This window comes from Nonlabens sp. SCSIO 43208, from assembly GCF_050703575.1.
Lineage (GTDB): Bacteria > Bacteroidota > Bacteroidia > Flavobacteriales > Flavobacteriaceae > Nonlabens > Nonlabens tegetincola.
The window spans coordinates 990,058-1,012,099 of record NZ_CP065365.1 but is presented as its reverse complement, the minus strand read 5'-3'; the positions used below and the strand labels follow the sequence as shown (position 1 = coordinate 1,012,099).

At 35.5% G+C, this 22,042-nt stretch carries 19 protein-coding genes; 11 read left to right on the top strand and 8 right to left on the bottom strand.

Going from position 1 to position 22,042, the window contains the following annotated elements:
- Positions 1-6: 6 nt before the first annotated feature.
- The 5 genes from I5168_RS04850 to I5168_RS04830 all read right to left on the bottom strand — a co-directional run bounded on the left by I5168_RS04850 (position 7) and on the right by I5168_RS04830 (position 4,436).
- The gene (locus I5168_RS04850) at positions 7-744 is read right to left on the bottom strand and encodes a metal ABC transporter ATP-binding protein (protein WP_105017970.1); all 738 of its coding nucleotides are present in this window, start codon (positions 742-744) and stop codon (positions 7-9) included.
- On the bottom strand, positions 744-1,658 hold the full coding sequence (locus I5168_RS04845; RefSeq protein WP_431472580.1) for a metal ABC transporter solute-binding protein, Zn/Mn family: 915 nt from the start codon (positions 1,656-1,658) through the stop codon (positions 744-746). Before I5168_RS04845 ends, I5168_RS04850 begins: the two co-directional genes overlap by 1 nt.
- Before the next feature lie 2 nt (positions 1,659-1,660).
- A complete protein-coding gene (locus I5168_RS04840) occupies positions 1,661-2,449 on the bottom strand; it encodes a transporter (RefSeq protein WP_431472579.1) in 789 nt (262 codons plus the stop codon).
- A complete protein-coding gene (locus tag I5168_RS04835) occupies positions 2,446-3,102 on the bottom strand; it encodes a metal-dependent transcriptional regulator (protein ID WP_167342671.1) in 657 nt (218 codons plus the stop codon). The genes I5168_RS04840 and I5168_RS04835 overlap by 4 nt, the downstream gene beginning before the upstream one ends.
- Positions 3,103-3,563: 461 nt before the next feature.
- Positions 3,564-4,436, bottom strand: a complete 873-nt coding sequence (locus tag I5168_RS04830; RefSeq protein ID WP_042277104.1) for a helix-turn-helix transcriptional regulator — start codon at positions 4,434-4,436, stop codon at positions 3,564-3,566.
- 188 nt (positions 4,437-4,624) lie between these two features.
- Between I5168_RS04830 and hemA the strand changes: the two genes are divergently transcribed.
- The 5 genes from hemA to I5168_RS04805 all read left to right on the top strand — a co-directional run bounded on the left by hemA (position 4,625) and on the right by I5168_RS04805 (position 9,061).
- A complete protein-coding gene (gene hemA / locus I5168_RS04825; protein WP_105017965.1) occupies positions 4,625-5,881 on the top strand; it encodes a glutamyl-tRNA reductase in 1,257 nt (418 codons plus the stop codon).
- Positions 5,882-6,013: 132 nt separating this feature from the next.
- Positions 6,014-6,436: a hypothetical protein gene (locus tag I5168_RS04820; RefSeq protein ID WP_431472578.1), complete on the top strand. Its 423-nt coding sequence runs from the start codon at positions 6,014-6,016 to the stop codon at positions 6,434-6,436.
- On the top strand, positions 6,418-7,371 hold the full coding sequence (gene hemC, locus I5168_RS04815; protein WP_105017963.1) for a hydroxymethylbilane synthase: 954 nt from the start codon (positions 6,418-6,420) through the stop codon (positions 7,369-7,371). Before I5168_RS04820 ends, hemC begins: the two co-directional genes overlap by 19 nt.
- A 38-nt stretch (positions 7,372-7,409) precedes the next feature.
- Positions 7,410-7,943, top strand: coding sequence for a 3-hydroxyanthranilate 3,4-dioxygenase (locus tag I5168_RS04810; protein ID WP_060523618.1), 534 nt, complete (start codon positions 7,410-7,412; stop codon positions 7,941-7,943).
- Positions 7,944-7,996: 53 nt separating this feature from the next.
- On the top strand, positions 7,997-9,061 hold the full coding sequence (locus tag I5168_RS04805) for a CNNM domain-containing protein (RefSeq protein WP_042277093.1): 1,065 nt from the start codon (positions 7,997-7,999) through the stop codon (positions 9,059-9,061).
- Position 9,062: 1 nt separating this feature from the next.
- On the opposite strand, the gene I5168_RS04800 is transcribed toward I5168_RS04805, so the two are convergent.
- Together I5168_RS04800 and I5168_RS04795 are read right to left on the bottom strand one after the other, a co-directional pair.
- Entirely contained in the window at positions 9,063-9,602 is a 540-nt protein-coding gene (locus I5168_RS04800) for a hypothetical protein (protein WP_042277090.1), read from the bottom strand.
- A gap of 70 nt (positions 9,603-9,672) precedes the next feature.
- Positions 9,673-10,944 carry a cystathionine gamma-synthase family protein gene (locus I5168_RS04795; RefSeq protein WP_105017961.1) on the bottom strand — a complete coding sequence of 424 codons (1,272 nt, stop codon included), beginning with the start codon at positions 10,942-10,944 and terminating at the stop codon, positions 9,673-9,675.
- Between the two features lie 158 nt (positions 10,945-11,102).
- Between I5168_RS04795 and I5168_RS04790 the strand changes: the two genes are divergently transcribed.
- The gene (locus I5168_RS04790; protein WP_042277085.1) at positions 11,103-11,531 is read left to right on the top strand and encodes a hypothetical protein; all 429 of its coding nucleotides are present in this window, start codon (positions 11,103-11,105) and stop codon (positions 11,529-11,531) included.
- On the opposite strand, the gene I5168_RS04785 is transcribed toward I5168_RS04790, so the two are convergent.
- The gene (locus tag I5168_RS04785; RefSeq protein ID WP_431472577.1) at positions 11,524-12,474 is read right to left on the bottom strand and encodes a histone deacetylase family protein; all 951 of its coding nucleotides are present in this window, start codon (positions 12,472-12,474) and stop codon (positions 11,524-11,526) included. The two genes, I5168_RS04790 and I5168_RS04785, sit on opposite strands and share 8 nt — an antisense overlap.
- A gap of 87 nt (positions 12,475-12,561) precedes the next feature.
- Here I5168_RS04785 and I5168_RS04780 point away from each other — a divergent pair, with 87 nt between their 5' ends.
- The 5 genes from I5168_RS04780 (at position 12,562) to I5168_RS04760 (ending at position 22,040) form a co-directional block, all read left to right on the top strand.
- Positions 12,562-13,011: a hypothetical protein gene (locus tag I5168_RS04780; protein ID WP_167342677.1), complete on the top strand. Its 450-nt coding sequence runs from the start codon at positions 12,562-12,564 to the stop codon at positions 13,009-13,011.
- Between the two features lie 143 nt (positions 13,012-13,154).
- Positions 13,155-13,646 carry a nuclear transport factor 2 family protein gene (locus I5168_RS04775; RefSeq protein ID WP_431472576.1) on the top strand — a complete coding sequence of 164 codons (492 nt, stop codon included), beginning with the start codon at positions 13,155-13,157 and terminating at the stop codon, positions 13,644-13,646.
- Positions 13,647-13,671: 25 nt separating this feature from the next.
- Positions 13,672-16,530, top strand: coding sequence for an alpha/beta hydrolase family protein (locus I5168_RS04770; RefSeq protein ID WP_431472575.1), 2,859 nt, complete (start codon positions 13,672-13,674; stop codon positions 16,528-16,530).
- 145 nt (positions 16,531-16,675) lie between these two features.
- Positions 16,676-20,047 (top strand): T9SS type A sorting domain-containing protein, encoded by a 3,372-nt coding sequence (locus tag I5168_RS04765; protein WP_431472574.1) that lies wholly within the window; start codon positions 16,676-16,678, stop codon positions 20,045-20,047.
- Positions 20,048-20,132: 85 nt separating this feature from the next.
- On the top strand, positions 20,133-22,040 hold the full coding sequence (locus I5168_RS04760; RefSeq protein WP_431472573.1) for a CocE/NonD family hydrolase: 1,908 nt from the start codon (positions 20,133-20,135) through the stop codon (positions 22,038-22,040).
- Positions 22,041-22,042 lie beyond the last annotated feature (2 nt).

Below are 22,042 nucleotides of genomic sequence, written 5' to 3'. Positions count from 1 at the left end.
AACTCATTATTGTTGTACAGCAACCTTGTAATTAATCCCATAGGTTTTGGTTAAATTGTCATCATTAAAAATATCTTTAACCGGACCAGTAGCAATGTGTTTTACATTTAAGAAAGTTACCCAATCAAAATACTCGGGTACCGTTTGTAAATCGTGGTGAACGACAATTACGGTCTTTCCTGCTTTTCTAAGCTCTTTTAAGATATTTATTATAGCAATTTCGGTAGTTGCATCAACACCTTGGAAAGGTTCATCCATAAAATAAATTGACGCATTTTGAACTAATGCTCGGGCTAAAAAAACACGCTGCTGTTGTCCACCAGAAAGCTGATTGATTTGCCTGTTCTTAAAAGGAAGCATCCCTACTTTTTCAAGCGCTTCTAGGGACTGTTTTTTCTGTTTATTACCTGGTCTTTTAATCCAACCTAAGGCACCATAGGTTCCCATCATGACTACATCTAGAGCAGTAGTAGGAAAATCCCAATCTACACTACCTTTTTGAGGAACATATGCTACTAGATGGCGTTGTTTGTGATAAGGTTTATCATAAATTTGAACAGAACCTGCAATGGGATCAATAATCCCTAAAATGGATTTAATCAAAGTAGATTTTCCAGCGCCGTTGGGTCCGACAATAGCCATAAGCACTCCTTCTGGAATAGACAGGTCAATATCCCAAAGGACTGGTTTGTAGTTGTAAGCTACTGTTAAATCATCTACAGCTACTGCAATTTTATCTGCCATTATTTAAGTGCATTTACTATTGTTGCCACGTTATGCTTATACATTCCTATATAAGTTCCTTCAGCTGTTCCTGCACTTCCGAGTGCATCGCTAAATAATTCGCCACCTATATTAACCTCATGATTACGTGCTTGAACTGCTTTTTGTAAAGCTTCGACCGTACGACGTGGCACACTGCTTTCAATAAAGATTGCTTTGATATTGTTTTCTATAATAAAGTCAGTAAGTCGTTGTACATCCTTTACACCAGCTTCAGTCGCGGTTGAAAGCCCTTGTAGACCTACTACTTCAAAATTGAAACTGCGTCCAAAATAATTAAATGCATCGTGTGCTGTTACTAGAATACGTTGCTCTGATGGAAGAGTGTTAATATTTTTATCAAGCTCCTCTTTCAAATTAGATAATTTCTTTAGATAGATTTCTTCATTAGCCTTATAAACCGACTCATTATTTTGATCTAGCTTGATTAATTCTTTAGTAACAAAACTGGTGATTTGTTCCCAGTATTCCAGATTAAACCAAATATGTGGATCATAACTACTTGCAAAATAATCACTACCTATAAGCGTACTTTTGTCCAAGGCATCACTCACTGCAACAGTACGTTTACCTTGTTGATTCATTTTCTCAAAAACTTCTACCAACTTACCTTCCAGATGTAATCCATTGTAAAATATGACATCAGCCTGAGATAGCTTGCGCACATCGCCTTGACTTGCTTTATATAAGTGTGGATCGATACCGCTTCCCATAAGACCTTCTAATTCTATTGCATCACCTCCAATTTCCTGAACTAAGTCGGTAATCATGGTGGTTGTGGTCACTACCTTCAGTTTACCCGATGGTTGTTCTTTAGGTTGCTGTTTACAAGCCGAATTCAGAATTATTAATAAAATGAATAATGTTTTTTTCATGATTACTTCTTTAGTATTCTATAACTGAAACCAGCACTTAGTAAAATATTTTGATCGGCTGCGGTTGAGTTAAATCCTGTTCCTACCGTAACATCTAGCTGTAAATTGTTATTCACTAAATAAGTACAACCAGCATCCCATAAATGATATGCTGTGGTGTCTTCTGGAAAAGCACCATATAATTCTATATAAGCTCCAAATTTCTTTGTAATATCAAATCCATAAGCGATAGTATACAAATATTCTATAGACCGATTATCTGCCACCCTAGCCCCTAAATTATAGGCTATGCTAGTGCTGTTAGAAAGTGTATGATCAAAAGAAAAAATCATTTCCATCCCAGTTTGTTCCGGTTTAAATTCGGTTACGGCTGTGAAGGGTAGCCGAAGGTGAGTCATTAAACCTATTTGAGGAATCCAACCGTTTTCATCGGTAATTTCAATTTTTCCTCCTACCAATAAAGGAGTGAAACCAGTAGCATCAGACAGTTCTCTACCTAGTGAAGTAAGGCGTTCATTTTGATAATCCCAACCCAATCGCAATTCAAAATTATCACTAAGTCCATAACGTAATAGACCTGTGTTAAATACAAATCGCTTTACATTAAAATCATCACCATTTTCAGTAAATAAAGCACCTGTTTCTATTTGAAAATTACCCTTACCAACAGTGTAAGGTGATTCTGTAGCATCTGGTCTGTCAGTAATCAAGGTTTCTGATACTGTGACTGTTTCTTGTGCTAAAACTGGTAAAGCACATATTAGTAAAAGGCTCAAAATTATTTGCTTCATCCTTCTGTTTTTACCAGTAATTTATCTGCTATTTGTTTTGAGATATGAAGTTCCTTATCATCTGCCATTAAACTACAGGACAAATCAAAAACCTCTCTATCAACAACTTTAAGCACACTACCTAGTTTTATATGATGTTTATCTAAGTATTGAAGAAATTCAGTTGATGAATCTCTTATACCTGTGAGTCTAGAGTTCTTATTTAAAGCTAGCTGGGACAAAGGAATTTGTTCCAGATGTTCCATTACACCATTAGAATCTGGAATAGGATCGCCATGTGGATCATGCTTAGGAAAACCTAAATAAGCATCCAGTTGGTTAATCAATTTTTGAGATTGAATATGTTCCAGTTGTTCTGCTATTTCGTGTACTTCATCCCAGTTAAAATTGAGCTTTTCAACCAAAAACAATTCCCATAAACGGTGTTTCCTTATAATTTGAATAGCACACTTAAAACCATCCTCGGTAAGTCTAGATCCCTTGTAGGGAACATACTGTGCTAGGTTTTTATCGGCTAACTTTTTAAGCATATCTGTTACAGAGGATGCCTTGGTATCCATGCGTGCCGCAATATCATTAGTTGCAACGAGGTCCTTACCTTTCTGTAAATGATAAATAGCTTTAATATAATTTTCTTCGCTTACTGAATGCATGATTCAAAATTAAACATAATATTTGTTACGCATAAATAAATTTTTAGACTTAACTAAAAATTTAAGAAAATTAATCAAATGGGGTTTAGATTTTGAATAGAGGCAAGATCATTTCCTTATCCAAGCAGGAATCAGGAGAAATTCTTCTTGAGAAAATAAACAACAACAGTGGAAGACATTTTTTATTCTATCACATTATGGGGTGGTTATCCTTGTTTTTAAAAAAATCGTACGAACCAACCGATCATATTTTAATAACGAAAAACCAGTGTATCTGTACGTACAATGATAAAATCATCTTTCAGGAAAGATTCTCTAGTATACAGGCTTTATCCTACAACCCTATAGATCCTTCCTTATGCCTAGCAACAAATCATCAAGAAATGAAAATACCGTTAAAAGTTTATTGCATACGCTATGAAGAATCCCAACTGATTAAAAAAAGGTTGCTTACATCAATTCTAATTGGATAAATACTTCTTTGGAGTAGTACCGTATTTCTTTTTAAAAGCACTTATAAAGTGACTCGCAGTAGAATACCCAACCTTGAGTCCTACTTCATTTACATTATACTGCCCACTATCAAGCAATTGTCTGGCGTACTCCATTTTATGATCCAGGGCAAATCCATAAACAGTTTCACCATAAACCTCTTTAAAACCTTCCTTCAATTTCTTAAGAGACAAACCTATTTCAAGTGCTAGGTCTTGTAAGGATGGCAAATCAGTCATGCGCTCTAGAACAATATCCTTGGCCTTTTTAATCTTTTTCATGTTCTCCTCATCTGCCAGAAAAGGACAAGCGTCAACATTGGCATCTTCTTCCCTATTGAAATAAAGCGACAACAATTCATAAGCCTTACCCTTGAAATATAATTTTTTGATAGCGTCGTTAAGATTGTAATTCATAAGTTGATGAAGTACAACCGCCATTGAAGGACTTATTTTATCATCAACGTAATACTTCTTATCTGCGTTTTCGGGACTCAAAAAGCTTACGTGTTCAGCATCTGGAGAAAATAATGAGTGAAACTTTTTAATTGAAACTAATACAGAAATAAACCAACTAGAAGGAGCTATTTTAAGATCCATAGGTAATCCTCGTGAAGGATTATAGAGCATGTATGAATTTTGCTCCAATAAATTAAGCTTATAACTACCATTATTAAAAGCCATTTCTACCTTACCCTTTAGGCAAAAATGAAATTGTAAAAAACTTTGATCAACCTCATAATTGAAACCTGTGTTGTTATCAGTATCATTTTTGATTCTAATTACATTAAATCCGTCTTCAATTCTTGTAACCTCGCGGGCACCTATGGCGATATTTTCCATAATAGCTTATTTATATTCACTCTAAATAATAGACAATACGCTTTCGCGAAAGCGTACTCATAACAGTACTTGCCTATACAAGAAGCAAGATTTTAGCAAAAATAACATATAGCGTAGAAAAACGAACTTGTAGCGTTATTTTTCTTTTAAGGACCACAATAACTTTGCGACACTTCCTTAACAAGGGTATGTATTCAGGTAACAACAAACATTTTTCTTTTTACGCAATTGGAATTAGCTATAAAAAAGCTGATGCTGAAATGCGTGGAACATTCTCATTATCAGAAGATGCAACAAGCAATCTTCTTAATGAGGCAAAAAGAGATGGTATCCCATCGCTAGTGGTAATATCCACATGTAACAGGACCGAGTTGTATGGATTTGCCCAACATCCTTTTCAACTTATAAGATTGTTATGTGAGCACAGTCATGGAACTGTAGAAGACTTTCAAAAGATTGCCTATGTTCACAAAAACGAAAAAGCTTGTGAGCACCTGTTTAATGTAGGTACTGGATTGGACAGTCAAATTCTAGGAGATTTTGAAATTATAGGCCAACTCAAAATTGCCTTTAAAAAATCAAAAGCTATCAAATTGGTTAATCCATATATGGAAAGATTGGTTAACGCAGTGATACAAGCCAGTAAACGTATTAAGACCGAGACACAAATAAGCAGTGGTGCAACATCAGTTAGTTTTGCTAGCGTACAGTACATCCTAGAAAATTATCAAGTTAATAATGAGAAGAACATCTTGCTATTCGGTACTGGAAAAATCGGTCGTAATACATGTGAGAATCTCGTTAAACACACCTCAAATAAAAAGATCACCTTAATCAATAGAACTAAGGAAAAAGCAGAAAAAATAGCTGGTAAATTTGATCTAATTGTTAAGGATTATGCTCAACTTGAAGAAGAAATTGCGCAATCAGACATTCTTATAGTGGCAACCGGCGCACAAAACCCAACCGTTTCTAAAAATCTGATTTGTACGACTAGACCCTTACTTATCATGGACCTATCTATTCCTAAAAATGTGAATGAGGACGTGAAGGAATTAGAAAACGTACAACTAGTGCACCTGGATGAATTATCACAAATGACTAATCAAACCCTAGCCAGACGAGAGAAATTCATTCCACAAGCGCTAGCCATTATTGAAGAAATTCATACCGAATTTAAAATCTGGCAAGAATCAAGAAAGTTTGCTCCTACCATGCAAGCGCTTAAGGCTAAGCTTACTAAAATGAAGGAAGCCGAAATTAAAAGCAATCGTAGTAAAATAAACAACTTTGATCAGGACCAAGTAGATTTTATCGCCGATAAAATTATTCAAAAAATTGCCGGCCATTTTGCCAATCACCTGCGTGATGAAAATGAAAGCACAGATGAAGCCATAGACATGCTCAATAAAGTCTTTAAGCTTTCTGACAAAGTAGCTTCTTAAAAATTGAGTGAGCTTTTCCATATACATTATTTACTCAAGTCATTGTTTGTATATCCTGGCGCAAGTATCATTTTAGTTATTTACCTTGCAGAGGTTTATTTTAAGCAAAAATTCTCAATAGCTGTACAAAGTTTGAGGTGGATACTCATCTTACATGTAACATTTTCTTGGATTCTTTTTATATACCAACTAGAAACAGGCGCAACAACCTTCTGGGATCGAGCGACAGATTCTTATGCAGGTATGTACTGGTGGCTACTTTTTTGTTCCTTAGCGCTTCCTTTATTAGTATTACTTCCCAAATTAGGAAAAAATAAATGGGTAATAGCTTTAGTTTGTTGTATATCCGCTTTTGATTTATGGATGGAACGCTTGGTCATAATCATCACCAGTATTCACAGAGATTATACTGACACTACGATTTTTGAAAACTTACCTACAGTATTATTGAGTCATTTGACTTATGCCTTAATAATGGCAAGCTTGTTAATAGGAATTCATATATTATTTTGCTTTATAATCGGTAAATTTACTTCATGGCAACACCCATCATAATAGGAACAAGAGACAGCGAGCTTGCCTTATGGCAAGCTACTACAGTCCAAAAGGAATTAGAAAATTTAGGTTATCATACAGAATTACGACCAGTTAAATCTCAAGGTGATCTCAATTTGAGCGAACCTTTGTATGAAATGGGAATCACAGGCATTTTTACAAAAACATTAGATATCGCTCTTGTTAATGGAGAGATTGATATTGCTGTTCACAGTTTAAAAGATGTTCCTACCCAATTACCTAAAGGCATGATACAGGCAGCTGTGCTGCCGCGAGCGTCTCACAAGGATATACTAGTCTATAAAGAAAACTTCAATCCAGACGATTCTATCACCATAGCTACAGGAAGTTTAAGACGCAAATCACAATGGCTAGACATGTATTCTCATCATAATGTCGTTGACTTACGAGGTAACGTTAATACCAGATTAGAAAAACTTTACACTAATAAGGATTGGAGTGCGGCAATATTTGCCAAAGCCGGTTTAGATAGAATCGGGTTACTTAAAAAGATTAAGGCTAACTATGGTTTTGAATACACAGATTTAGACAGCTTTATTCCAGCACCTGCACAAGGAGCGATGATGGTAGCAGCCATGTCCAAGAACACTTATGCTGTTGAAGCATCGGCGCGACTTAATGATAAAAACACTCAATACTGTGTAGATGTAGAGCGCGCATTTCTTAGAGAACTAGAAGGTGGTTGTACCGCTCCTATTGGCGCACTCGCGCATATTTCTGACAACACGTTAACTTTTAAAGGCTGTCTATTGAGTCTAGATGGACGCACTCGATTTGATACAAATACTTCGATAGATTTAAAATCTGAAATGAATCATGAGGATTATATCGCTTTCGCGAAAGCGGAATCACAAAAAATTCTTGAAAACGGCGGAGCATCCTTAATGGCAGAAATTAAGAAAGAATTGAAATAAGTGGTATTTTTAATCAAAATATTTAAGTATTAAAAGTAATGGCCATAGCACCACCTTTCAACCTGAACAATTGGATAGAAGATAATCGTGATTTACTTAAACCACCAGTAGGAAATAAAAATCTATATACTGAATCTGGTGATTACATCGTCATGATTGTAGCTGGACCCAACGCTAGAAAAGATTATCATTACAATGAAACTGAGGAACTTTTCTATCAATTGGAAGGCCAAATAGAAGTTCATATTCAGGAAGACGGTAAGAAAAGAACAATGAAATTAGGACCAGGCGATATGTATTTACATCCTGCAAAGGTTCCTCATTCACCCGTACGACATGAAAATTCTTTAGGACTAGTCATCGAGCGCAAAAGAGTAAGTGAAGATGCAGTCGATGGGTTATTATGGTTTTGTGACAATTGTAATCACAAGCTTCATGAAACCTACTTTAAATTAGATGATATAGAAAAAGATTTTTTACCTAGATTCAAACAATTTTATGGTAGTGAAGAAATGCGTACTTGTAACAATTGCGGTACTACCATGCCTACAGATCCTAGATTTGTTGATTAAATCTTTCTTATTTTTCCTTTTTTAAAAAGTACCTTTACAAATAAACTATTTTCATGACACTGCTTATCATATATGCAATAGGTTCAATACTATTCTCCTTCTTATGCTCAATACTAGAGGCTGTTTTATTAAGTATTTCACCTACCTTTATTAAAGTTAAAGAACAAGAAGGTGCAGCTTTTGTAAAAGATCTTAAGCAGCTTAAAGATGATGTTGACAAACCTTTGATTGCTATTTTAACCTTAAATACACTAGCACATACAGTTGGTGCTATTATGGTTGGTGTACAAGCTGAGGCTCTTGTCGATGAAGGATATAGAGACAATGTTCTGGGAATTCCACTTGTAGGTGTTATATCGGCATTAATGACGGTACTTATACTTGTGCTGTCTGAAATTATACCTAAAACGATAGGTGCTACTTACTGGCAAGGACTGACGGGTTTTACAACTCGTACTTTAAAAATAATGGTAGCCATCTTAAAGTATACAGGGATATTATGGATGTTACAACTTACTACAAAAGCCATTGGTAAAAGTGCTCATATAAGCACCATGACAAGAGAAGAGTTTGTAGCACTTACAGAAACAGCAGAACAAGAAGGTGTTTTTGAAAAGACCGAAGGACAATACATCAAGAGTTTAATGAACTTTAATCAAATCGAGGTTAAAGACATAATGACACCTAGGTCAGTTATGTTTATGGCGGCACAAAGCACTCCTATCAAAGAGTTTTTTGAAAAAAACCAAGATCTAAGATTTTCGCGTATTCCTATATTCAATAAAAATAGAGATGATATTATTGGTTACGTGTTAAAAGACCACATACTCGCTGATATTATTCACGACAAACCTGCTGAAACTCTAGGAGATTTGAAAAGAGAAATAGCTATGGTACCAGCCTCTTTGCCTATTCCTCAACTATTTGAAAAAATGATAGCCACTAAAGAGCACATAGCTCTTGTGGTAGATGATTATGGTAGTGTTCAAGGTCTAGCCACTATGGAAGATGTTATCGAGACTATGTTGGGTCTAGAGATTATGGATGAAAGTGACAACATAGAAGACATGCAACAATTAGCACGTAAAAACTGGGAAAAACGTCAAAAGAACAAATAACCTACTTCTGTAGTTTTTCTAGAATTTCTTTATAGGTAAGTGTATTGTTTCGATTCTTTTTAAGATATTCCTCAACTTTATCCATTATTTGATTAGAGGATCCTAATTCAATGAACAACTGCTTATCATTTTCCCAATTCTCGTAATTACCTACACGAGTAGATAATTGACCTGATAATTCTGAAAAGGCTCTAATTTTTTTATAACCAGTGGTCGACTTTACCTTTTTAAGCTCTTCTAGCAAATCTTTATAAGTAAGAGATTCAACATTTTTGCCACCTACAGTCATCTTAGAAAGTAATTTTGAAAAATTTCTAAGAGTCCCAAAGAACTGTGCATCAAATCCATCAATCCCACATGGCTCTAGCTTGATTATAGCGTCTTTTACTACTTGCTCATTTTGAAACGTCCCATCTGATAAAAAAGTAAGTTTATCATCTAGAAAATCTAACTCACATAGTGCCTGAGAATTAGTGTCTTGAGCAGTTATGAATGACGTGGTAAATAGTGTAATGAAAAGGGTAAAAAAAAGATGCCTCATAATATGATAACGATACAAGTTGCAAAGTTCGCATATTACAAGGCAAAATAGATGCCAAAATGAAACTTAATTAAGCAGTTTCAATAACATTTATGGTAACCTGGTCAAGAGCTTCCCCAATATCCCAGATAAGATCTTCATAATTTTCAACACCTACCGAGATTCGAATCAATGCATCAGTTACACCTATAGCTTCTAAATGCGCTTCATCTACCCCAGCATGAGTCATCGTTTTTGGGTGTTCTGCAAGACTCTCTGTACCACCTAAGGAAACAGCCAATTTTACTAGCTGCAAGGAATTTAGAAATTTAAAAGCCTCTTTTTCACCACCTTTAATTTTAAAACTTACCATGGCACCAGGACCAGAACATTGTTGCTTGTAAATACGATGATTCTCCGTTCCTTCCTCTAGCAGTCCTAGATACTTAATACTTGCTACTTTATCATGTTGAGAAAGGAATTCTGCTACTTTAATTGCATTTTCCTGCATTGCCTCCATCCTGATTTTAAGTGTTTCTAAACTACGTAACAACATCCATCCAGTATGTGGTGATGCCATATTCCCTAAAAAGGTACGCAAGGTTTTAACTCTCACCATATTTTCAGCATTACCCAAAACAGCACCAGCAATTAAATCACTGTGCCCGCCTATGTACTTAGTAGCACTATACATTACAAGATCTGCTCCATGTTTTAATGGGTGCTGCCATAAAGGTCCCATATAGGTATTATCCACAGCAATAGTAACAGGTTTCTCATCGGTCACAAAACGATCGGCTACTCTACGACACATTTCTATATCAATCAATGAATTAGTAGGATTTGCCGGAGTTTCAAGATGCATGTGGGCAAAAGTCGATGCGTGACCTGTTTCTTCAATCGCTTTTACAAGATCTTCTTCACTCATTTCGGAAGTAAAGCCTAAAGTATGTACACCAATTTTTGGCAAGAAATGATTAATAAAATGATCTGTTCCACCATAAGTTGGTGAACTATGTACTAACAGGTCTCCTGGTTTTAAAAACTCTAATAAAACAGTTGAAATTGCACTCATACCACTTTCAAAGACAGCACAATCATCGGCGCCATCCCACAATCTCAAGCGATTTTCTAATATTTCAAGATCAGGATTATTTATACGGCTGTAAATAAGCCCCATTTCTTCACCAGGTAACTTTTCTCTTTTTCCATAAGCCAATTCAAAATAGGCTTTACCTTCTTCTGCGCTTTTGAAAACAAAGGTTGAAGTAAGAAAAATGGGACATTTTATAGCTCCTTCAGAAAGTTCTGGTTTGTAGCCATATGACATCATTAAACTTTCTGGTTTCATAGATTTATTCATGGTTGTAGGCTGTTTAAAAATAGTGGCTAAATGTAACAAAATTCTAAACTATAACGATATAGTGATAAACTAGCTTTTGAAAATATTTTCTTACACGTTAACAAAGATTTAAGGCTTTTGTTTATTTTTATACCTCAACCCAAAAAACTCTACCAATTATGTCGTACAGTGCAAAACCTAAATTATGGTTCTGGATTTTAGCAATCATCTTTTTATTATGGAACTTAATAGGAGTTGGGTTCTTCATGGGAGAACTCCTTAAACCGGATATCATGTATGCCGACTTTACCGATGAAGTAATGGAATATGTTGAAAACAGGCCTTGGTGGTTCATGATTAATTATGGTATTGCAACCATTGTAAGCTTCTTAGCTTGTGTAATGTTATTATTTAAAAGTAAAATCGCAGTACCTCTATCAGTAATAGGCTTAGTAGGAATCGTAATAAGTACGATTTATTTTTTCACATCTGGAATTACTCAAGTGATTACAGGAGCAGAACAAGGTTTCACGATTTTTATACTTTTAATGGGTATTTTTCTGTGGCTTTTTGCTCGCAGTTCTCGTAAAAAAGGATGGCTTAGATAAGATATTCCTTTGCCACTTTAAACGTATTCGTATGTGCGTTTACTATGTGTTTAATCTCAGGAGAATATCCACCACCCATACTACACTGGACAGGGATTTTGGCAAAGTTCCTGTCTAATTTTTTTATAGCTGTAGTTGATAATTCCGCTTTCGCGAAAGCAGAAAAAGCAATTTCATCGCGCTTTTTACAACCTTCTTGAGACAAAGAAAGCCTTCCTAACTTATCGGTCTCAACCACATCCACACCACAGAGGTAAAAAATAAAATCAGGGTTTACCGTATTGATCAAATCGGGTAAGGTTTTTTGTAGAAGTTCCAAATATTCTCGATCACCTGTTCCATCGGGCAAGGCAATGTCTAGATCGCTTTCTTCCTTTTTAAATGGGTAGTTGCCTGCACCATGCATGGAAAAAGTAAAAACACTATCATCTTCCTTAAAAATTTGGGCCGTACCATTACCTTGATGAACATCTAGATCAACTATAAGAATTTTTTGAGCATAACCCTTATTCTGAAGATACCTTGCAGCTATCGCTTGATCGTTTAGTAAACAAAATGCTTCCCCATGATCTGTGTAGGCATGATGTGTTCCTCCTGCGATATTCATAGCAACTCCATTTTTAATAGCATGCAAGCAACCTTCAATAGTACCCTGCGCTATAAGTAATTCTCGGTGAACCAATTCTTCACTTAGAGGAAATCCCAGCTTGCGTGCTGCTCTACGTTCTAGATTTAGCGTTATTAAATCATTGTAATACGTGTTTGTATGAACCCGTAACACATCGTCCAGTTCACATTTCTTTGATGGTTCAAAAAAATCAGTAGCTGTAGCTACTCCTTCATGAATTAATTGTTGCGGTAACAACTCATATTTAATCATGGGAAATCTGTGACCATCTGGCAATGGATGCTTGTAAATGGGATGAAAGGCTATAGGAAACAAGTATCTCGTGAATTACAGGATTAAATCAAATTCAAAAATAAAGGGATGAACTTTTGTTGTAGTTTATCTTTGTAAAAATTTAGCGTTATGAAAAATATTATAGGCCTTTTACTAATTACTCTTTTACTTTTTTCATGTAAAGAAGAACCTAAGAATGAGGAGCAACTTCAATTAGAATCAAGAATTGAAACTTATGATTCACTTATGAAGGAGGCTATTAAAGCACACGATGTTATTATGCCAGACATGGGAAGATTACTTTCTTTAAAAAAGAAATTAGAAGCTCAAAAAATAGAAGGTGACCAGGCAATGGAAATTGAGAATGTTCAAATGGATCTCCAAAAAGCTTATGATGACATGTTTACTTGGATGGAAGATTACAGCTCTAAGTTTCCTTACGGTGAACCATCGCCTTCTACAGCAGAAGAATTAAATAAAAAAATGCCCATTCTAGAAGAAGAAGTAAAAGAAATCAAAGAACTTAAGGATTTTACTTTACAAACTATAGAAAAAGCTGAAATCCTATTACAGAAATAGATTTAAAGACCATACATTTTTAATAGAGCTAGCAATAATTGCTAGCTCTATTTGTTTTCAAAATACAGATTTCCTAAAAAAACATTCAAAATCAACATATTTTAGACTGAATTACACTTGTAGTTTTGTCATTATCTTTAGGCATGCAAAAAACTATTCTTTATTTTGTTTTGGGGCTGGTTATGACCAGCTGCGCAACGATTAAAAATGTATCAAACAAACAAGTAAATCAAGTACTAGACGACTGGCATAATGCAGCTGCTAGGGCCGATTATGAGACTTACTTTTCATTAATGACACAAAATGCTGTTTTTATAGGTACAGACGCTACAGAAAACTGGTCAAGGACGGAATTTGAAGCTTTTTCAAAACCCTATTTTGATCATGGTAAAGCATGGTCCTTTACACCGCTTGAACGTAATATTTATACGAAGAACGGCATCACTTATTTTGACGAATTATTAGAAACTCAAATGGGTATTTGTAGAGGCAGCGGTGTATTGTTTGTAGAAAACAATCAACTCAAAATAGCACATTATGTTCTCTCTATAGCTGTGCCTAATGAAAATGTAAAATCTCTCACTCAACTTAAAAAAGATTGGGATCAACAGTACATCTCAAAACTTAAAAACTAATACCATCAAAGTACCTCAAATGAAAATGAAAACAATTTTTGTGTGCTTACTATTGCTAGTAGGCGTTACCGTTCATGCTCAAAAGAAATCACTTACTCATAATGATTATGATTTATGGAAAAGCGGTCGTAATGTTCAAATATCAAATAACGGTAACATAATAGTATATAGTGCTGTCACAACTACCGGTGCTGGTGATGGATATCTACAAATTCATCATATAAACGACAACACAAGCAAGCAATTTTTTAATGGTGTGTCACCTGTGATTTCAAAAGATGAGAAATTTGTTTTCTTCCTAAAAAAACCAGCTTACGATATAACTAGAAAAGAGAAAAAAGATAAGTTTAAAAAAAATGAGCAGTCCAAAAACGTCTTCATGGTTTACGAGGTTGCTACTGGTAGAATAATTGATTCTGTCACCAGAGTTAATAAATTCAATACGGTTAAGGATGTAGAAGATTTTGTAATCATAGAGCACTACAAAGACTTAAAACCTGAAAAGAAAGAAGAAGCCAAGCCTACTGTGCCTGAAAATGAGTCTAAGCGAGAAAAAAGACGCAGGTTGCGACGTGAAAAAAAAGAAGGTGTTTTACCAGCGGTTACTCCTAGTTTACCACCGTATGAAAAAGAAGATTATTTGATAATATATCAACCTAGCACAAAAAGAAGAGATACTATTTCTAATATTAAAGATTACACCTTATCAAAGAAAAGTAGCAATTTCATTTTTTCAGTAAAGCAGTCCAAAAAAGAGAAAGATAACGGAGTTTATTTGTGGAATGGTGATACCAAAAAGGTAGACACATTATTACAAAGCGCATGGAGATATTCTAATCTAAGTATCGATGAAAAAGGTGAACAAATAGCCTACCATGTTGCCATGGATAGCGCACACAAAGACTCGCTTCATTATGAACTATTTTATCAAAAAAACAGTCTTGCAACTACTCAACAATTGGGTTATGGCAGTAACACCATTAAAGAAGATTGGCGTTTAACTTCAAAAAAGGCCAGATTTTCTGAAGACGGAACAAGACTTTTCTTTTACACTCAGCCTAAAATTGAATACACCATAGACACAACTTTATTGGAAGAAGAATTGCCTGATGTTGATGTATGGACCTACAAGGATCGATTAACCCAACCAGAGCAAAAAGTTAGATTCTCTTCTTTAAAAAACAAAAGCGCTACTACCGTTTTTAATACAGAAGACAATAGATTCATCCCGTTCAACAATTATGAATGGAGTGATCCTATAATGGATCGAGATCTTAATTCGAGATATGCGTTATTCGCAGACAACACCAAATATGATATTGAAAGATCATGGGAATACCCATGGCGCAGCGACTATTATTTACTTGACATACAAACTGGTAGGTTTGCTCAAACTTTAGCAAACTCAGGAAGCAGACCCATCTTAAACCCAGCATCTAATCATATTGTCTATTATAATTATGACACAGAGGACTGGCATAGTATAAATCTAGAAACTAACATCGGGCGCAACCTAACTAAATTCTTGAAAGTGAAATTTAGTGATGAAGATGACGACCATCCTGCTCCAGTTGCTTCAAATGGTTATGGAGGATTTGATAAAGATGGTAACTTCTATGTTTATGATAAGTACGATATCTGGAAATTGGATCCAACTGGTAGGCAACAACCCATAAAAATTACACCCGATGGTCGCGAGAAAAAAATAACATATCGACTTAATCGAATGGATAGGGATAAGGTCAATCAGGTTACTCTTATAGATGGTAAATTTTTAGTTTCTGTTTTTGATCACAAGACTAAAGAAAGCTCCATTTCATTACTAGGTAATAATAATTTACAACCTTTATTGAAAGAAAGTGATTATGCCATTAACGCTTTCGCGAAAGCGAAAAACACCAACGCCTTACTTTACACAAAAGGCAATTTCAAAACATACCCAGACTACTACGTTTTCATAGATGGAAAAAGTGAAAAGATATCCGATCTAAATCCACAACAATCTGATTTTAAATGGGGTACTGTGGAATTATTTACTTGGAACGCCTATGATGGAACTCCATTAGAAGGATTATTGTATAAACCTGAAGATTTTGACCCAAACAAGAAGTATCCTTTAATTGTTTATTTCTATGAGAAATACTCAGATCGTTTACACAGTTATCGATCTCCTCAACCTAGTGCAAGTACTGTAAACTTCAGCTATTTAGTGAGTAATGATTACCTCGTTTTTGTTCCAGACATTGTATACAAGGATGGTTATCCTGGACAAAGTGCCTATAACTGTATCGTTTCAGGTACTGAAGCTTTAGAGAAAACGGGTTATGTAGATTCAAAAGCCATGGCTCTTCAAGGTCAAAGTTGGGGTGGATATCAAACAGCCTATTTAGTGACTAAAACCAATAAATACGCTGCTGCTATGGCAGGTGCTCCCGTATCAAATATGACAAGTGCTTATGGAGGAATAAGATGGGGCAGCGGACTGAGTCGTGCTTTCCAATATGAACGCACGCAGTCCAGATTAGGTAAAAATTTGTGGGATGGATTTGACTTATATGTAGAGAACTCGCCATTATTTAGTGTACCTAAAATTGAAACTCCATTATTAATGATGCATAATGATGAAGATGGTGCCGTTCCATATTACCAAGGTATTGAAATGTTTATGGCCATGAGAAGGTTGAATAAGCCAGCCTGGTTACTTGTATATAATAAAGAAGCTCACAACCTCAGAAAAACTAAGAATCGTCGTGATTTATCTGTAAGAATGATGCAATTTTTTGATCATTATCTTAAAAATGAACCAGCTCCTGAATGGATGACTAATGGATTATCCCGTTTAAAGAAAGGCAAGCAACTAGGCTATGAATTAAATAACGAGTAATGTCTATACATTTGATCGAATAATAGAGTTAAAGTTCGTCAAAAGATTAATATCACTCGATAAAATACATCTTTGATGTATAATGTGATACTTTTTTGATGTTCTATCACTATTTTGCTATCCCTTAAAAAAATATTAAAGTTTAATGAAAAAATTTATTAGCCTTTTCATAGTGTTGTTTTGCAGCACGATGGCCTTTTCTCAATTAGGAAGTGATGCTCCATGGATGAAGGAACTACAACTACAAAAGAAAGATGGTTCCATTACTTTAAAAGATATCAAACTCGCTGGAGATGCCTACTGGCAAACACATGACAAAAACAAAAAAGGTAGTGGTTATAAACCATATATGAGATGGCTCAATCAAATGGAAGCATTTGTTAAACCTGATGGGACCTTGCAATCAAGCAAGGAAATAATGGATCAATTAAATGCAATATCGGTGGCAAAATCAACCATGATGGATGAATCCAATTGGGTGCCTGCTGGACCATTTAATTATACTAATACAGGTTCTTGGTCTGCCGGACAAGGTAGAGTAAATACCATAAAAGTTGACCCTAACAATCCTAGCACCTATTACATAGGAGCTCCAAATGGTGGAATATGGAAATCTACTGACGCCGGTATTAATTGGACACCATTGTCGGATTTCATAGGACGTATAGGTGTAAGCGCTATTGAAATAGACCCTAATAATTCTAATATTATTTACATAGGAACAGGTGATGACGATGCTGGTGACAGTCCGAGTATAGGAATGCTTAAATCTACTGATGGCGGATTGACCTTTAACCCTACTGGACTTGTTTTTGCTGGCAACTCTAGAAACATTTCAGAAATTTATGTAGATCCTAATGACTCTAATAAGCTATTTATTTCTGCAAATAATGGATTTTACAGGTCTACAAATGGCGGACAAACAGTCGTGAGAACTTTTCAAGGTAACGTAAAGGATATAAAATTAAATCACGCAGATTCTAATATAATTTACCTGGCTACTGATGAATCTTTTTACAGATCTACCGATAATGGGGTAACATTCACTTCAGTTACCGCTGGCCTTCCATTGCCTAATAATGTAGGTCGTATAGTTATCGGTGTTACACCTGCAAATAGCAACTATGTATATTTACTGTATGCGCAAGGAGACATGAGTTTTGGTGGAATTTATAGATCAACCAATGGAGGTTCATCATTCACAAGACGTGATAATGGCTCAACTGATATTTTAGAAAGTTCACAAGCCTGGTTTGATCTTGCTCTTGAAGTTTCAGAAACTGATCCTAATTCTATATACACTGGCTGTTTAAATGTATGGAAATCGACAACAGGTGGTTCTTCATTTTTTAAAATCAATGATTGGAACAACCCAACAGGAGCTGCTTACACTCATGCCGATATTCATCAAATACGTCAATTTGGAAACGAACTATTTGTTTGTTCTGATGGTGGTATCTATAAATCTACTGATACAGCAGTAACTTTTACTGATTTGACTGGTAGTGCTCAAATAAGCCAATTTTATAGGATTGCAGTGAGTCCAACTAACAGTGCCGATATGATCGGTGGATTACAAGATAACGGAGGTTTTACAAGAACAAATAATGCGTGGAGCAATTATTATGGCGCCGATGGTATGGACACCGGAATTAATCCTCAAAACACCAACATAAGATATGGGTTTACTCAAAACGGTGGCGGATTGTATTTTACAACTAACGGAATTTCTAATGCTGGATCCATAGGTGGTCCAGAAGGTGGTAATTGGATCACACCATTAAAAACTGCTAGTGATGGAACTATTTATGCAGGATACAGCAGGTTATACACTGTGGATCCTTCAAGTGGTTTTACTCCTGTTTCATCTTCCTTTGGTAGCAATATAGATGTGATAGAAATTGATCCATCAAACAATAACAGAATATATGTAGGTGTAAATACTAGACTGTTTCGTAGTGACGATGCTGGATCAACCTTCAACCTTGTTTATACCGATTCCAGTAACATCCAAGCTATTGAAGTGAGTAATATTGATAGTAATGTTGTTTATATTACCACTAGTGGTATTAATGGTAGAGTTTTGAAGAGCACCAATCTGGGTGTAAGTTTTACTAACATTACAGCAAACTTACCTTTCCTAGGTAAAAACACGCTAGCTCACCAACCTTTAAGCGCTAATGACGCGTTGTACGTAGGTTGTACTGTAGGTATTTATAGACTTACCAATTCAAGCAACCAGTGGGAACCATTCATGAATAATTTACCTAATTCCAACATAAGAGATTTAGAGATTAATGCAGTTGATAATACACTGACTGCGGCAACCTATGGTAGAGGAATATGGCAAACTGCAGTTACAGTTGTTCAAGCACAAGACGACGCAAGTATACAAAATGCAGCCTTATTAAGTGGCAGTACTATAAGCTGTAGTAGTGATGATGTAGATGTAACCGTGAGAAACAATGGTCAGAATATCATATCAACACTAGACATCAATTATACTATAAACAATGGAGCTGTAGTTTCACAAACGCTAAATACAAATATTCCAGCAGGTAGCAGTTCTACGTTTACTCTTTCAGGAATACCTTTTACCGTTGGTGACAATGAATTAAATATACAGATTGTTGCACCCAATGATCAATTCCCAGGTAATAACAACTATAACCTAAATATTATAAGAAATCAAAGCTCGGTAGGAAATGATATATATTCCTTTGCTAGCAGGGACTTCTTAACAGAAAATGCCGATGGGTCTAGCCCTTTATGGGAACGTGGTGTGCCTGCAGGAAGCGTATTAAATAACGCTGGTGCAGGAAACGATTCAAATGTATACGCAACTAACTTAGATGGAGATCATGGAAACAACACTATTGCTTATTTATATAGCGGTTGTTATGATTTAACGTCCATGAGAAATCCGGTAGTTCAATTTGATATGGCTTTTTCTATTGAATTAAACTGGGATTTATTATACATGCAATATTCAGTAGATGGAGGAATAAGCTGGTCTGTACTAGGAACAGCAAGTGATCCTAATTGGTACAACAGCAGTAGATCACCTAATGGTCAAAATTGCTTTAACTGTGTAGGAGCACAATGGACTGGTTTTTCAACAACGCTTTCAACATACAGCTACAATCTTGCAGCCCTAAGCAATGAAAACAGCATTATATTTAGATTTGTTTACCATTCTGACCAATTTGAAACAGAAGAAGGTGCCGTCATTGATAATTTTGTGGTAACAGGAACATTATCAAATGAAAATAATACTCTTGAAAATTCTTTTACGATTTATCCTAATCCTAGCAAAGGAGCTTTCAATTTAAGATGGAATAATGAGCAATCTTTTGATTATTCGATTTATGACCTCAGCGGTAAACTTATTCAATCACAATTCAACAACACAGGAACCGATCATAAAATTGATTTGAATAACGTGAGTCAAGGATTGTATTTGATAAAAATAGCTACAAAAGACAGTGTTACCACTCAAAAACTTTTAATAGAATAAATTTCTCAAACTTAGATTATCAATTAAAAAAGCATCTCTTCAACGAGATGCTTTTTTGTTATTATCTTAGAGCAAAAATTTAACCATGAGAAACTTTTTTCTATTCTTGATTATAGGATTTTTCGCTTTCGCGGAAGCGAGCTGTCAAGAAAACTACGTAAAAGAAAATTACGACAAAACTACCTACCAAATCCCGATGCGTGATGGCGTGAAACTATATACTGTAGTTTATAGTCCAAAAGACACCAGTCAAGATTACCCAATCATGATGCAACGCACCTGTTATAGTGTAAGACCGTACGAAGAAGGAAAATACAAACGCAGTCTAGGACCTAACCCATATATGATGAAGGAAGGTTACATTTTTGTGTATCAAGACGTAAGAGGAAGATGGATGAGTGAAGGAGAATTTGACAACATGCGACCTCATGTGCCAGGAAATGACCCTAAGAATAAAAATGACATAGATGAAAGCTCTGATACGTATGACACTATAGAATGGTTACTTAAAAATCTTAAAAACCATAATGGTAAAGTCGGGCAATGGGGAATTTCATATCCAGGTTTTTATACAGCAGCTGCTTTACCAGAAGCTCACCCAGCTCTAGTAGCTAGCTCACCACAAGCACCTATTGGAGATTTCTTCTTTGACGATTTTCATCATATGGGAGCAACATTACAATCTTATTTAATGGCTTATCCAGTATTTGGACATCAAACTGAAGAACCAACTACTCAAAGCTGGTACAATGATAAATGGAATAAACTGAGGGAAAGAGGTGGAATGAACGATTCATACACCTTTAATATGAATATAGGACCGCTTTCAACGGTAACTGATAGTATATATCCAGATAACTTCTTCTGGAATGATGTGGCCACACATCCTAACTATGACGAATTCTGGCAAAAAAGAGCCATTATAAATCATTTAGATAACGTCGATCATGCTGTAATGACAGTAGGTGGGTGGTTTGATGCCGAGGATTTATACGGTCCACTTAACATATATAAGAACGTAGAACAGCGCAATCCTAACAATCCTAACAACATGATTGTAATGGGGCCATGGAGCCATGGTGACTGGTCTAGAGAGCGTGGTAAACAAATGGTTAATCACATTCACTTCGGTGATAGTATTTCCGATTTTTACCAAAAAAACATCGAGAAACCATTTTTTGATTATCATTTAAAAGGTAAGTCAAACCCTAATTTGCCAGAAGCTTACATGTTCGACACTGGTAAAAAAGAATGGAAACAATTTGCGCAATGGCCACCAAGAGATGGAAAAATCACTTTAGGATTTCAGGAAAATGGCAAATTGGTGATCAACCCTAAAAGTACTTCGCAAGCTCAATTTTCCTACATAAGTGATCCTAACAAGCCTGTACCGTTTAGAAGTGAGATTAAACCCGTTACATTTACTCCTAGGGCTTACATGACAGATGATCAACGTCATGCTAGTTTTAGACCCGATGTTCTTACTTTCAAAACTGACATTTTAGACGAGGATTTAACCTTGAGTGGAGAAATCCTTGCCAAATTGGATGTTATTCTTAAAGGAATTAATGATGCCGATTTTATTGTTAAACTAATCGATGTTTACCCTAATAATATGGAAAATGGAGAACACACTCCTGATCATATCTCACTTGCAGGATATCAACAACTGGTAAGAGCTGAAACTTTTAGAGGAAGATTTAGAAATAATTTTGCACAACCAGAAGCATTTAAAGAAGGTCAAGAGGAAGAGGTAAACTTTCCTTTACAAGATATTTTACACACATTTAAAAAAGGACACCGTATTATGATACAAATACACAGCACTTGGTTCCCTTACATCGATCGAAATCCACAAAAGTATGTTGAGAATATTTTTGAAGCAAAACAAGAAGATTTCACTACAGGTACGATAATCATAAAAGGTTCAAGTACAGTTGAAATTGGAGAAAATGATGGTATTGAACAAAAGTTACCTCAAATAAAGATGTAATA

Coding starts and splice junctions, on each gene's coding strand:
- I5168_RS04845 (WP_431472580.1), bottom strand. CDS start 1,658: ATGAAAAAAACATTATTCATTTTATTAATAATTCTGAATTCGGCTTGT.
- hemA (WP_105017965.1), top strand. CDS start 4,625: ATGTATTCAGGTAACAACAAACATTTTTCTTTTTACGCAATTGGAATT.
- I5168_RS04790 (WP_042277085.1), top strand. CDS start 11,103: ATGTCGTACAGTGCAAAACCTAAATTATGGTTCTGGATTTTAGCAATC.
- I5168_RS04850 (WP_105017970.1), bottom strand. CDS start 744: ATGGCAGATAAAATTGCAGTAGCTGTAGATGATTTAACAGTAGCTTAC.
- I5168_RS04760 (WP_431472573.1), top strand. CDS start 20,133: ATGAGAAACTTTTTTCTATTCTTGATTATAGGATTTTTCGCTTTCGCG.
- I5168_RS04835 (WP_167342671.1), bottom strand. CDS start 3,102: ATGCATTCAGTAAGCGAAGAAAATTATATTAAAGCTATTTATCATTTA.
- I5168_RS04830 (WP_042277104.1), bottom strand. CDS start 4,436: ATGGAAAATATCGCCATAGGTGCCCGCGAGGTTACAAGAATTGAAGAC.
- I5168_RS04765 (WP_431472574.1), top strand. CDS start 16,676: ATGAAAAAATTTATTAGCCTTTTCATAGTGTTGTTTTGCAGCACGATG.
- hemC (WP_105017963.1), top strand. CDS start 6,418: ATGGCAACACCCATCATAATAGGAACAAGAGACAGCGAGCTTGCCTTA.
- I5168_RS04770 (WP_431472575.1), top strand. CDS start 13,672: ATGAAAACAATTTTTGTGTGCTTACTATTGCTAGTAGGCGTTACCGTT.
- I5168_RS04780 (WP_167342677.1), top strand. CDS start 12,562: ATGAAAAATATTATAGGCCTTTTACTAATTACTCTTTTACTTTTTTCA.
- I5168_RS04805 (WP_042277093.1), top strand. CDS start 7,997: ATGACACTGCTTATCATATATGCAATAGGTTCAATACTATTCTCCTTC.
- I5168_RS04810 (WP_060523618.1), top strand. CDS start 7,410: ATGGCCATAGCACCACCTTTCAACCTGAACAATTGGATAGAAGATAAT.
- I5168_RS04800 (WP_042277090.1), bottom strand. CDS start 9,602: ATGAGGCATCTTTTTTTTACCCTTTTCATTACACTATTTACCACGTCA.
- I5168_RS04775 (WP_431472576.1), top strand. CDS start 13,155: ATGCAAAAAACTATTCTTTATTTTGTTTTGGGGCTGGTTATGACCAGC.
- I5168_RS04795 (WP_105017961.1), bottom strand. CDS start 10,944: ATGAATAAATCTATGAAACCAGAAAGTTTAATGATGTCATATGGCTAC.
- I5168_RS04840 (WP_431472579.1), bottom strand. CDS start 2,449: ATGAAGCAAATAATTTTGAGCCTTTTACTAATATGTGCTTTACCAGTT.